Source organism: Parabacteroides gordonii MS-1 = DSM 23371 (assembly GCF_000969825.1).
Classification (GTDB): domain Bacteria; phylum Bacteroidota; class Bacteroidia; order Bacteroidales; family Tannerellaceae; genus Parabacteroides; species Parabacteroides gordonii.
Genome location: NZ_KQ033919.1, coordinates 2,409,242 through 2,423,061, shown reverse-complemented (window position 1 = coordinate 2,423,061; position 13,820 = coordinate 2,409,242). Strand labels below are relative to the sequence as shown.

At 40.3% G+C, this 13,820-nt stretch carries 6 protein-coding genes; 1 reads left to right on the top strand and 5 read right to left on the bottom strand.

The features are described from left to right. Positions 1 to 70: 70 nt before the first annotated feature. From HMPREF1536_RS09350 to HMPREF1536_RS09330, 5 genes are all read right to left on the bottom strand, one after another. Positions 71 to 1,480 (bottom strand): aryl-sulfate sulfotransferase, encoded by a 1,410-nt coding sequence (locus HMPREF1536_RS09350; protein WP_052735497.1) that lies wholly within the window; start codon positions 1,478 to 1,480, stop codon positions 71 to 73. Positions 1,481 to 1,497: 17 nt separating this feature from the next. Then, a complete protein-coding gene (locus tag HMPREF1536_RS09345; RefSeq protein WP_147337523.1) occupies positions 1,498 to 3,777 on the bottom strand; it encodes a DUF4838 domain-containing protein in 2,280 nt (759 codons plus the stop codon). A 38-nt stretch (positions 3,778 to 3,815) separates the two neighbouring features. After that, positions 3,816 to 4,505, bottom strand: coding sequence for a hypothetical protein (locus HMPREF1536_RS09340; RefSeq protein WP_028730114.1), 690 nt, complete (start codon positions 4,503 to 4,505; stop codon positions 3,816 to 3,818). A gap of 79 nt (positions 4,506 to 4,584) precedes the next feature. Continuing rightward, the gene (locus tag HMPREF1536_RS09335; RefSeq protein ID WP_028730113.1) at positions 4,585 to 6,270 is read right to left on the bottom strand and encodes a RagB/SusD family nutrient uptake outer membrane protein; all 1,686 of its coding nucleotides are present in this window, start codon (positions 6,268 to 6,270) and stop codon (positions 4,585 to 4,587) included. Positions 6,271 to 6,282: 12 nt separating this feature from the next. Next, a complete protein-coding gene (locus HMPREF1536_RS09330) occupies positions 6,283 to 9,297 on the bottom strand; it encodes a SusC/RagA family TonB-linked outer membrane protein (RefSeq protein ID WP_028730112.1) in 3,015 nt (1,004 codons plus the stop codon). 280 nt (positions 9,298 to 9,577) lie between these two features. On the opposite strand from HMPREF1536_RS09330, the gene HMPREF1536_RS09325 reads away from it, so the two are divergent. Further along, positions 9,578 to 13,531, top strand: coding sequence for a hybrid sensor histidine kinase/response regulator transcription factor (locus HMPREF1536_RS09325; protein ID WP_082207473.1), 3,954 nt, complete (start codon positions 9,578 to 9,580; stop codon positions 13,529 to 13,531). The last annotated feature ends 289 nt before the right edge of the window (positions 13,532 to 13,820 follow it).

Genomic DNA, 13,820 nt, shown 5'->3' with positions numbered 1-13,820 from the left:
CCTGAAAAATGAATACGCTGTAACTTTACAGAAACAGCGTATTCATTGTAAAAGGTTATTTCGATCGTATTCAATACACTATCTCGGGTATATAAACCGATCTGTAGGACTGATGTAATCCCAGGATCGTACGTAAAATTGTTCCTTTCTTATCCGTAAAGACAACAGTACTGGTTTGTGTCGAACCAAACATCAATAAATTGTCATTCAATATCTGGACATTACTCATATAAGGAGAGCTGTATTCCGGTAAAGTCACTTCCATAGTCACCTCCGCTTTTCGGTCTTTTTCATCGACTGAATAAATCAATGCACGGGAAAGATGATTGTAAATGCCATTATCAAACACCAGAACTTCATTCGGTTCTAACGGGTCAACGCTATGCATACCGTTTGCATAACCAGCCGCCGGCATATCGACATTACCATCTTTACCAACCCTATACAAAACTTTCCCCGTCTTTCTCTCTATCTTCCACAACTCACTTCTCCAGTTGAAAGACATATAAATATTACCTTCGGAATCAAAATTAACCGAGTTGGCATGCAGCCAATCGTCTTTATACCATATAGGATTCTCCAATACGCTGGTAACAGGTACCATTTCCATGATATTAGGATCATCCGCCGGATGCAATTCGCCGAAACAATCCCATTCTTCGAGCTTGTTACCTTCCATATCGAAGATCGTATAGCCGTCTCCCCATACCGTCTCTTCTTTACTCCCTCCACGTTCTGTCAGATCAAATGTTTTAGGAGTATAATTAACCAGGATCAGGTTCCCGTCCGGCATGCGGCGGATATCATGGTGAGCATAAAATTTATCAAATACCTTATCCAGCAGTCGTTTCCCCGTCAGATCCATCACTACGATTTCATTGCCGGTATAATCCTTTTCCGCATAAGCACCTATGATGCAGGAGATTGTATTCGTTTTTTCATCAAAATTTGCCACACGTACTGCCTTTTCCATATTCTGATACCAGACAATGTTACCTTTAGTATCCACTATCGTAATATGACCGGGTTTATCTGTTTTCATCAACAAGATATAACCGGGAAGATCTTCTTCCATCTTATCGATGGGCATTGAATAGACCGGAACACCTGATGGCAGCGAAGATGTCGTAAAGGTATATCCTTCGGAGACCGTCGAAACTGCTCCCGTCGAAGCCTTTACCTTGAAAGTATATTCGGTTTCCGGCTCCAGTAAAACCAAAGTGCAGGTAGAAGAACCGTCAGCTCCAGCCAACGCCGTCATCTTTTTAGATGCTTCATCATCACTTTTCCAATACTCGATCTGATAGTCCACAGCTTGCTTGAACTCTATATTGACCTCCATCCTCAACACATTATCCGATTTGGGGGCTACCTGTATCGCCCGAATCAACTCTGTCGGGGGCACCTCGCCTTCCGAATCATTGTTGCACGCTACAAACGCGAGCAGTAACATCATACACAAATACTTCATTAGCTTCATAATATCACATTTATTGATTAACGAACTGCTATTTCATCCACCATGGTCCATACATCGCTTCGGGCATCTCGATGCCACATAGGACAAACCGGAACTACTTTAACCTTAACTTTTATATAACGAGCCTCACAAGGTGTGAACCTCAACTCAAACACTTTCGTTTTATAATTCTTTTCCCTATCCATCTCATTCACGATCCGGCCAACAGAATGGTATGTCCGGTTATCAGCAGAAACGAATACTTCCATCCCTTCCGGCAGGAAAAGACGATCGAGAATAGACTGGATAAACCGGGTATCGACCTCCGAAATAATTTCTTTCTCTCCAAGATCGACCGTTATTTCGAAGTCATCGTGTTTAAATCCCAGCCAGTTTTCATCATAATTGCGGGCACCCAACACACCATCGGTTAATGATCCGGTACCTTTTGCACCATACCGGGTTAACGGTAAGTTCACTGTAGCAGGCTTCCCCAACGCTTTGTTCCCTTTGGCCAGAAACTTCAGATATTGCAGGGGAACATCCGTCATCTCCTCTTTATATTCGTCTACCGGTGTCATCCATTCACATAAACGGCGTGTGTTATTTACCTTACAGCAGGAGATAAAATGATCCAATTTATGCATAAAATCTTCATTCACCGACAAATCCCCATCTTTGCCATCGATCAAGAACCCTCTTTTACCGACAGGCATCAGACTAGCTTGTTCCAGCTCTGCAAAGATAACAGGCAAACGTGCAAACTGCACACGTGCCGTCAAGTCCTTATCATCGGCAACGACTTTTTCCGCCTTATCAAAGCACTGGCTATAAGCATCCAGGTTCTCTGGTGACAGATAACCATTGACCGGGGTCAGAGCATTACCGAAAATACTTAGCTCCTCCCCGCTTTTCTCCAGATTATCATGTAATAAGGTCATATACTCCTTAATATATTTCCCGGCCTGCCCATAATAACCTTCCAGGAAATCGTCAACCACAGCATCGAGATCGCAATCCGGATTCCATAACAACTTTGCCGAGACATAAGCTCTCAAATGACACATCTCCCCGGCTGGCTCCGGATTGCCCTGGGAGAAAACGGAAGTGACATGATTACCTGCAAAATACTTCATATTAGGCTGCAAAGTTCTGAAATTAGGGAAAGGAGTATATAAATTGCTGAACTGCACTATATAGTCCCATAAAAGAATATTACGAGATATTTCCGCCCAGTCATCCATATCTTTTCTAAAGCCAGCACTCAATGTATCCAAAGGAATCGGTTTACTCCGGTTACATTCGATATTACAAAACATGATATTCACATTCCCGGCCGGTTTAGCCAGCTTAGGAGCTTTACGGGTAAACTGATAGGCCAGGGTTGAAATGATCTTGTCCGGATAGCGTTCCGCCACTTTATTAATAAAGCGGATCAATAATCCGGAAGGGCTCCCTTCCTCTTCGTAAACCTTTTTACATGCTTCGCATTTACAATAATTGTAGTTATCATTCTGACTGACCGACCAATAGAGCGCTTCCGGTTTTTCAGATATGCAGGAGTCGAGTTCTTTACAAAGGACATCCAGTAATTCCGGATTGCTCAGACAGAGTTGTGAAGGGACACGTTCCCCTTTCTCATTCATCGCATAGTATTCGGGATGCCGAGCAAAATACTTTCCGGGAGGAACCAGCCGATCGAACGTATGTACCCAGAAACCCCATTTGCCCCTGTCCACCCAGCTGGTAGGAGTTTGCGTCAGCCGCAACCAATCAAAATAGGCATTGTCATTGGCACATACATATAACATATTCCGGGATGTAATAACCGGAACTTGCCAGTTATCTATATTGGCAGGCAATACGACTGTCGACCGTTGCGGAACAACTTCTACAGTCGGTGTATATTTTCTGCATCCCCAATATTTTTCCAATAATTCATAAACGCCATAGAGAGTGCCGTAGCTATTCCCCCCCATTATATAAAGTTTATGTGCATTCGTTTTAATATAGAAACCATCCTGTTCCAGCTTATCTAATGAAATAGCCAGCGGAATAACCCGGTTGGTATTCCCTATCGAAATTTCATGATCGACAGGAGCAGCATTATCTTCAACAACCGGCAGCATCACCCCAGCTATTTTGTTTAGATATTCATTCAGTTCCTTTGCTGCTCTTTGTTCTATCATTGTAGGGGATTGGGGTATTACAATGACATAATCACTCTTTCCGGATTTTATTATTTCCAGATCATTGTTACATGCTCCCAGGCACATAATACAAAGAATCGTCAATGAGATAGTTACTATATTTTTCACGGGATTATATTTTTGTTAAACAGAGTCTTATTAACGGATCATTCGTGATACCGATATTTTACATAATCAAAGATACCATAGTTTTCCTGTGTCGACAGGTTGTCTCCAATAAACTTCAGATTCTCAACACTGCAAAAGATATAAAATGCGAATGCCGTACCAAAGGTCTGCTGTACCGTACTGACAATCTTCTTATCTATCAACCAATCGACTTTATAGTTGCCATTCACCAGAGTAATGTCTATTTCAAAAATGTGCCATCCTGTCTTTATCTTCACTGGGACAGACTTAAACGGATGATCCTGCGTAGTCATATAGGCGATCATCTCGTCAGGTTCGGCTCCCAGTTCTTCCCGTACCGCCTGTTTTCCATATCCTACTTCAAAATCGATCTCATGGTGATCGTCACAATAAATCCAGGAGCCGACACTTGCCTGATCCCCTTTTCCCATTTCCGGGATATAAGTCTTCCATGTATAACGTCCGGTCGTATAAATTTTATCTGCTGTACGAACTTTCTTCCTGTCCCACGAACCGGCCCGCGTAAAGATGCGCAACTTACCTTTCTCCAACACACATTGGTGATCAGGGTTATCATCCTGGTGTGCATACACCCAGCCTTCCAGGTCATTAAAATTCCAGACTTTTTTCTTCGGAGGTTGTGCATAAGTATTGACTGCGCACAGGATAAATACCCAAAAAACAATCCGGCTTATATATTTCTTCATATTCAGTCTATTTATAATTCATTGTGGTAAAATCGACAGATAGGTCACCTGTCGGGACAAGTGCCTATCTGCCTATCAATTATTTGGAAAAACTCCTACAATTTGCCAGATCCGGATTCAGATCCAACTCTCTTTTCGGTACCGGGAAATAACGTCTGATATCGTTATCCGTCAGGTCCTGAGGATATACCTTCCATTCAGACGTATAATCCGCATTCGGATCTTTTGAATTCTTCTGTCGCCATTCCGATTTCACTTTTATGGCAGCTATATACTTATTCAAACGGTCTTTCCACAATCCCATACGGATCAGGTCGGGACGGCGTACACCTTCATTATTTAATTCCAAAAGGCGTTCGTCACAGATAGCATTGCGTAAAGCATCTTTTGAAGAATAAGCAGCCAACGACAGATTATGAGTGTCGTCCTGGAACGCACGGCTTCTGATCTGGTTGATCAAATCGATCGCTTCCTGGGTCGGTCCGTTCAATTCATTCAGGATTTCAGCTTTGCACAGGATGATATCAGCCAGGCGAAGCATTGGCATATTATTCTTGGTATTGTAATTATAAGTACCCGGTCGGAGATATTTATACTTTTTAGTATAGGAAGCTCCCAGTTCGTTGATTGTCTGTGTTTCCGAATCCGCATAGACAGTACCTACCTTTTCCACCGATTCCGGTATGATATAATATCTGGGCTTTGGAGTCGCATCATTATCATAAACATTTCTAAACTGGGTAACCAACAATTCTGAGTAACGTTCGTCTGACTTATCGAACATCCAGGTCAGTTCCAGAGGGACACTGAACAGATTCCATCCCATATCGTAATCCCACGGAGTAAAGTTCATACCTATATCGGAGCTTCCGGAAGGAATATCTTGGCTGGAACGTACGGTAAAGATCAGCTCATTATTATATAAGGTAGCATCTGTTTCAGGGTTAAACACATCCCATACTTTTGGCTGCAATGAATAAACACTACCATTCAGTGCCAGTACTTCATTGGCATATTCGAGCGCTTTTTTCCATTCCGACGCGTCATCTCCTCCAGATAAGCGAGCACGACCGGCTGCTCTCATATGAAGACGGCACAAGAAACCCGCCGCCACGCCATAAGTAGCTCTTCCTGCATCCAGCTTATCGCTATAACTCTGTGGTAAACCTCCTTTAGCTGCATTCAGATCCTTGTCTATCTGTGTTTCTATTTCTTCTATCGAAGCAGGAGGCAAAATAGCATCTACAGCCACATCACTACTAATAACCAATGGCACGGTATAATATAAATCCGTCAGTTGGTAATAGGCAAAACCCCGCATGAAATGTGCTTCGGCCAATAATCTACCTTTCAGTTGCGCGGCGGTAGCCTCGTCATCCCCGAATTCAGCATCAGGAATTTCAGGTATCTTATCAAGTGCGATATTTGCGCGGCTGATAATCTTATAATAACCGTTCCAAGAAGACGAAACATCCTGGTTTGTACTCATTTTCAGTTCATTCAACAATTCGCAGTCCATCTCTTTCATGAAACAGGCATCTGTCGGCATGTCGTTCAAATAAAAAATCGCCCTGTTGGATACCCCGTGAAGAGGTTCATACATTGAGTTAACAGCTGCCGTTGCATCGTCTTTCGTTTTAAATGCATTCTCTGATGTCAGTTCCGAATAGACAACCTCCTCCAATGTACTGTCACAAGAAGTAATGATGCCTGCCGAAAGAAAAGCCGCAGTATATATCAATCCTTTTTTCAATATGTTGTTCATAACCGTATTCATTTAAAAAATTATTTTTGCACCAAAGTTAAATGTCCTGTAAGCAGGATAAGAACTAAAATCAAGCCCCTGTGAAACGGCTTTACCGCCATTCGTACTTACTTCCGGATTGAAGCCTGTATATCCAGTGATGGTAAACAAATTCTGTGCACCTACAAATACACGCAAGTTCTTGACATATTTATACATATTCCCCCATTTCTGTAACGGCAGCGTATAACCCAATTCCACATTCTGCAAGCGCAGGTAGCTCGCATCTTCAACAAACCGCGAGTTGATATAAGAACCGTATTTAACACCGGCATCTTTTTTATATCCTTTTCGTGGAATTTCATTAGACGGATTATGCTGTGTCCACCTATCTTTTGAATCGATCAATCTGTTATCATCTTCCAAAACTACGCGCGACAAGTTCAATAAATCGTTACCGATAGAAGCATCGAAAAAGAATGAAAAATCGAAATCACGAATCTTGAAGTTATTACCCAAACCCAAGATCACATCCGGATTACCGTCACCAATCACTTCACGGTCATTGATAGTAATTTGTCCGTCACCATCCAAATCTTTAAATTTCGGGTCACCCGGAACTGAACTCGGCTGTGCAGCATACGTTTCTCCTGTCTGGATAATGCCATCAAATACATAACCATATAAAGAACTTAACGGATAACCCTCCTTCAACATAGCATATTCTTCCCAGTTATACCATCCTTGCGGACGAACTGTTTCGAAACGAGCTTCCCCCTGATTCAGTTCAAGCACTTTGTTTTTATTTCGGGAGATATTGAATGTTGTGTTCCAGCTAAAGTTATTATTCACAATATTGTTGGATTTAATAAACAGTTCAAAACCTCTGTTCTGGATTTTGCCATTATTACCAGTCATAGTCTGAAAGCCACCTGTAGAACTGGATACTGAGATAGGATTCAAAAGATCTTTCGTACGTTTATCATAATAGTCGAAATTCACTTCAATACGTTTATCAAGCAAAGAGAAATCGATCCCCAAGTCAAGCTGTGAAGTAGATTCCCATTTCAGATCTTTATTTTCGGGGTTGGAAGGATACATACCTTTTACGATCGAACCACCGCCCAAATATACATCTGTCATGGCAAATTTACGTTGTGAAAGATAATTACCGATCCCGTCATTACCGGTAACACCATAGCTGGCTCTCAGTTTAAAATCATAGAACAACGGTTTGATGAAGCTCATAAAAGGTTCGTCACCTAATTGCCACGCTACGGATGCAGAAGGAAAATATCCCCATTTATTACCCGGTCCGAAGTTTGAAGCACCGTCTGCACGAACAGAAGCATTGACAATATATTTCTGATTCAATACATATTCCGCTCTTGCAAAGAAAGAGGTTGTCGTATTATCCGATCTGGAAGAGTTGATCCATTGTACCGTCTGGGCTGCTCCCATATTATTGAAAGAGAATTCGTCTGTAGAGAAACCGAATCCCTGCATTCCGTTCTGTTCGTAAATATGTTTGGTATATGTCGTACCGGCAACTACTTTCACATCATGTTTTTCTGTGAACTGCTGGTGCCAGGTCAAAACAGCGTCCAATTGCTGTTTGTCATTCTTATAATTCCAGATCGTAGCCAGACCGTCATTGGCTTTACCTACATTCGTACTTTTCGGATAATACTTCTGATACTTTTCGTTATCATTACTGTATGTATATTGAACACGTGCGGTCAATGATTTCAGGATATCGGCTTCACCATACAAAGTTATATACATATTATTTGTAATATCTTCGAAATCCACATCGTTCAACTCACTGAAAATACCCGGTTTCTTTCCTTTCTTACCAAATACATCATCACCGGTAACAGTTGTCAGAGGAGACATCATGAAGATGTTATAAATAACGTTGTCGGTCGTTGTATTGGTTCCCATATTCAGGAAATTCTTATTGGAACGTGCCATATAAAGATTTGAGCCGAAACGAACCCTGTCATTCAATTTGTAATCCATATTCATACGACCGCTGAAACGGTTGAAATTCGTATTCTGTAACACACCCAGATCATCCAGATAGTTACCTGAAATAGACATAGTCATCTTATCGCTACCTCCGGTAATAGAGAACTGATGAGTCTGTGTCATTGCTGTTCTTGTAGTTGCATCGATCCAGTCTGTTCCTGCTCCCTTATATTGCAGTTCTTCCTGTGTATATGGCGGATTGCCGGTACTACCGTTGTCCTCCCAAACTTTCATGTTATATCCCATCACATCCTGTGCATCCATCAATTTCCAGGGATTCTGTAAATTCTTTACAGAAGCATTATAAGAATAACTTACATTGAATGCGCCTTTCGAACCTTTCTTCGTCGTAATAAGGACAACACCATTGGCACCTCGCGCACCATAGATGGCAGTAGCGGCTGCATCCTTCAGAATTTCGATCGACTGAATATCTTCAGGATTGATCTGGTTTCCGATCTCTGTCTGAAAACCATCGATTACATATAAAGGTTCGTTATTTGAACTGATGGAAGAAGCTCCCCTGACACGGATAGAAATACCTCCTCCCGGTTCCGTCGAGTTTTGTTTTACCTGAACACCAGCTGCACGCCCCTTTAACAATTGTGCCGTACTGGTTACAACACCAGCCTTTATCTCATCAGTTTTCAATGAAGTAATAGCCCCGGCCAAGTCACGCTTACGAGTGACGCCATATCCTACCACCACGACTTCATCAATATTCATGGCATCCTTTACCAATTTAATATTCAGGTCTGACATGCCATTCTTCACAGGAATCTCTTGTGTCACCATTCCTAAATAAGATATGGAAAGAGTTTCACCGGCAGAAGCCATAATAGAGAATTTTCCGTCCAAATCCGTTGTCTGGCCGTTCGTTGTGCCCTTTACCATTACTGCTGCTCCAATTAAAGGCTCCATCGTATCAGCCTCATAGACGATTCCGTTTATCTTTTGCTGTGCAAAACCTGCACACCAAACTAAACAGAGTAAATACAGAATTACAATTTTCCTCATAAGAATTTCAATTTAAGATTTATAAAAACCAAGGAATACTTATATAGATCTAAGATTCTAAAAATTAATTATTTTATGTATATAATCCATACGTCCACAAAAGTATAAGGTCCCTTTTTAAAAGGCGTCAAATCCTGTCTAAATCTGTTCCTCTATTGTCTATTTTGATCTATAAGTCCTAAAAACAAGGACTTATATTCACATAGAAGATGCATAATACTCATGTAAAATATATTTGAAAATTGATATTTAAATGTATCTTTGCATCAAAGAGAGATCAATGATTAAACATTTTATCACATTCTTATTTGGCCTATTTTCTATATGCGGATACGTCGATAGCGGTTGGTGTAATAATACCAATTACTATTTTAAGCAAATAGCAATAGAGAACGGATTATCGCAATCCAGTATCAACTGCATCTTATGTGATCACAAAGGTATGCTGTGGATCGGGACTAAATCCGGATTAAATCGTTTCGATCAATATGAACTAAAGAACTACTTCAATGAAAAAGATAATCCGCATTCTTTGCCCGGAAATTATATCCAGTTCATTGCGGAAGATCAGCAAAAAAATATATGGGTGTCCACCAATAAAGGACTTACCCTTTATAACCCTGATAGTAATTCTTTCAATCTGATCCTCAAAGAAAAAGCTTTGTCATATCTAAATCTGCCGGGACTGCTTTTAATAGGAACCGAAAATAATATCTATACATACGACCTCGAAAGCAAAAAATTACAGGATACAATCGGCCAGCAAGACGATAAACAGATGCAAGGAATTATCAAGTTACTTCCTTTAAACGAACACACGGTGCTTGTCACCACCAAGAATAACGGATTATTTGCCTACAACTACAAAACCGGTCACATAGAAAAAGTTCCGTTTGGTAATTATACCACTTTACTGGATATCTACCGGGGATCAGACGGATATATATATTTGTCGGCCTACAACAGAGGACTGTTCTGTTACAGTCCGAACGGAAAACTGATTGCCAACTATACCACCCGAAACTCCCAACTAAGCAATAACATAGTCCTAAACATCCTGGAAAAAGACGGGGAGATATGGATGGGAACCGATGGAGGAGGTATCAACATACTTACCCCCCAGACACAGGAAATCACATGTATCAAACATATTCCCGGTGATGCCGGCTCACTTCCGGTAAACTCCATCACTGTTCTTTATAAAGACAATGAAAACAATTTATGGGCTGGGAGTGTCAGAGGCGGTATATTCGGAATCAAAGAAACTTATATAAAAACCTATAAAGATGTCGCAATAAACAATACCAACGGACTCAGTGAAAAAGCGATTATCAGTCTGTATGAAGACGAGGACAGTATTCTGTGGATAGGAACCGACGGAGGAGGTATAAACCAGTATAATCCTTTCACCGGGCAATTCAGACATTACCCTTCCACCTATGGAGACAAAATTGCATCCATAACCTCCCTGTCTTATTCTGAACTGCTTGTTTCTTTATACAGTAAAGAAGTATTCATATTTGATAAAAAGACCGGAAAATACAAACCTTTCACCATCGTAGACAAAGAAACCAACATCGAGGAGTGTTATTCCGGATATATGCCTCTTACACATAAAGTCGCAAAAGATAAGATCTATATACTCTCTCAGAGTGCACTCATATACAATCCGGAAACCAAACAATTCTCTTCCCTTAAGATGAACGAAGGGGAACTCGATCCCGGAGCACTTAATCTGGTATATGCAGACGACTCTTTGACGTACCTGATAAAAGAGCACTATGTACTTGAAGGATTACAACAAAATGACAGTTTACATATCCTATTCAGCGTCGATCCTTCCGAAACAATCCATTCGCTTTCTTATGACCAAAAAGGTACATTCTGGATCGGTAGCGATCAGGGACTAAGTTATTACAACAAAGATGAAAAGGTATTACACAGGATCGAAACCAAGCTTTTCAATAATATTACCCAACTATTCCTCGACAATCAGGGTAGATTGTGGATATGTGCACAAAATATGCTCTTCTCCTATGTTATAAATGAGAACAGGTTCGTAGTCTGGAGTGAGTCGGATGGTTTTTCTCCCAACGAAATACTTTTCATGTATCAACAATCATCAAAAACCAACAATATTTACCTCGCAGGAACAAACGGCCTGGTAAAAATAGATAAAAACATATCCTATAACGACAAGGTACAACCACAAATAGAACTGACAGATATCATTTTCAACGGAAGTTCATATATGAGCCAACTCGACGGGAAAGAAAAAAAGATAAATATTCCCTGGAATTATACCTCTTTATCCATCACTATCAACCTTAACGAGAAAGACGTATTCCGGAAAGCACTATTCCGCTACAGTATAGCCGGGCTAAACAATCAATATATAGAATCCTACAATCATAAACTTGAATTACCTTCGTTAAACCCAGGTAGTTACTCCATTCTTGTATCCTGTAATACCAAAAGCGGTATATGGAGCCAACCTATAAAAATAGCCACGCTTCTTATCACTCCGCCATGGTACAAAAGTAACTGGTTTATTTCTTCCATGATCTTCTTATTTTTCATTCTATTGTCCGGTTCCGTCTATCTGATCATCAAGAAAAAAGAAAACAAGTTGAAATGGGAGATGAAAGAACATGAACAAACCGTCAATGAAGAAAAAATACGCTTCCTGGTAAATATCAGCCATGAATTGAGAACACCTCTGACACTGATATATGCACCCTTGAAAAGGCTTATCGACAGGAGTAACGAAACTTTAAGGCCGGAACTGATCCGGGAACAGCTAAACAGTATATACAAACAGGCTCGTCAAATGAAAAACATCATTAATATGGTTCTCGATCTGAACCGGATCAAAACAGGAGAAGAGCCTTTGCAAAAACTCCCCCATCAATTGAATGAATGGGTACGTTCCGTATCAGACGATTTCAGAAATGAATGCGAAGAAAAGAATATCAATTTACAATATCAACTGGATGATACGATCGAATATATTTGGTTCGATGAGTGGAAATGCCAGATCATTCTTTCCAATTTGTTGATGAATGCATTAAAATTCAGTGATCCACAGACAGAGATACGGGTAACGACCCTATTGATAGATAACGTAGTACGTATTTCTGTCAAAGACCAGGGCATCGGACTGCAAAATATCGATACCAATAAATTGTTTAACCGTTTTTATCAGGGAGAACACAACAAAAGCGGTAGCGGTATCGGCTTATCTTATGCCAAAATATTGATAGAAATGCATGGAGGGGATATCGGTGCCTACAATAACACAGATAAAGGAGCTACATTCTATTTTGAACTACCAATCTTAACTGAAACTTCACTACCTGAAGAGGTCATGAACGATAACAACAGTGAGAATATTCCTATCCCACTGGACATCTCTTCCATGGATATATCATGTTCAAACTATTCATTATTAATTGTAGAAGATAAGCAGGAACTCCGTACATTTTTAAAAGACTCATTCAAAGATGTATTCAAATACATCTATACGGCGGAAGATGGTATTTACGCATTAGATACTATAAAAAACAAACAGCCGGATATCATAGTGAGCGATGTCATGATGCCGCGCATGGATGGATATGAACTTTGTAAGAGCATTAAGAGCAATATTGAAATCAGCCATATTCCTATCATCCTGCTGACAGCCAAATGTGATCAGGACAGTACTTCTGCCGGTTATAAACTAGGAGCAGATTTTTACCTGTCAAAACCTTTCGAACTGGACTTTCTTCTTACAATTATTGTCAACCTGTTGAAAAGCAGAGAAGTCATAAGGCAAAAATATAAAGAAACAGCAACTGCCACTATCCTGCCCCAAGACTCAACGATTAGCAACGCTGACGAGGTTTTTATGACTAAACTGAACGGCTTAATCTACAACAACCTGTCAAATCCGGATCTGGATGTAAAATTCTTAATGGGAAATATGGCTATGAGTCGTGCTTCATTATATAATAAGGTAAAAGCACTCACCGATATGGGAGTGAACGACTATATCAATAAACTTAGAATAGAGAAAGCCTCCTCCTTGTTAATTCATACGGATTTGAGCATCTCCGAAATATCATTTGAAGTAGGTTTCACCTATCAACGCTATTTCAGTACTATTTTCAAACAGATAAAAGGGATGACACCCAGCCAGTTTAAAGAAGAGAGCAGAAATAAAAATAACGGAGTCCAACAAGAACTACGGTGATTTTTGCTAATAATATTACTGAATTAGTCTGTTTACCCTTGATTTCAACACTAATAATCGACAAAAAACATCTATGCAGCCATATTTTGAATGATTTTTGCTTCAAATAAGGTACATTTTAACCGTAGTTCTTGTTGATCTCTGGTAAAAAGACAAACGATTATAAAAGAAAATACGCCGCCGCTTCACAGCAACAGCGTATCCACTTAAACCGGTCAAACAATTCCAAAAAGGAATATATTTTACTTGAATCCCCTTATTCCCATAAAAGGGATATAACAATAATTGT

Coding starts and splice junctions, on each gene's coding strand:
- HMPREF1536_RS09340 (WP_028730114.1), bottom strand. CDS start 4,505: ATGAAGAAATATATAAGCCGGATTGTTTTTTGGGTATTTATCCTGTGC.
- HMPREF1536_RS09350 (WP_052735497.1), bottom strand. CDS start 1,480: ATGAAGCTAATGAAGTATTTGTGTATGATGTTACTGCTCGCGTTTGTA.
- HMPREF1536_RS09335 (WP_028730113.1), bottom strand. CDS start 6,270: ATGAACAACATATTGAAAAAAGGATTGATATATACTGCGGCTTTTCTT.
- HMPREF1536_RS09325 (WP_082207473.1), top strand. CDS start 9,578: ATGATTAAACATTTTATCACATTCTTATTTGGCCTATTTTCTATATGC.
- HMPREF1536_RS09330 (WP_028730112.1), bottom strand. CDS start 9,297: ATGAGGAAAATTGTAATTCTGTATTTACTCTGTTTAGTTTGGTGTGCA.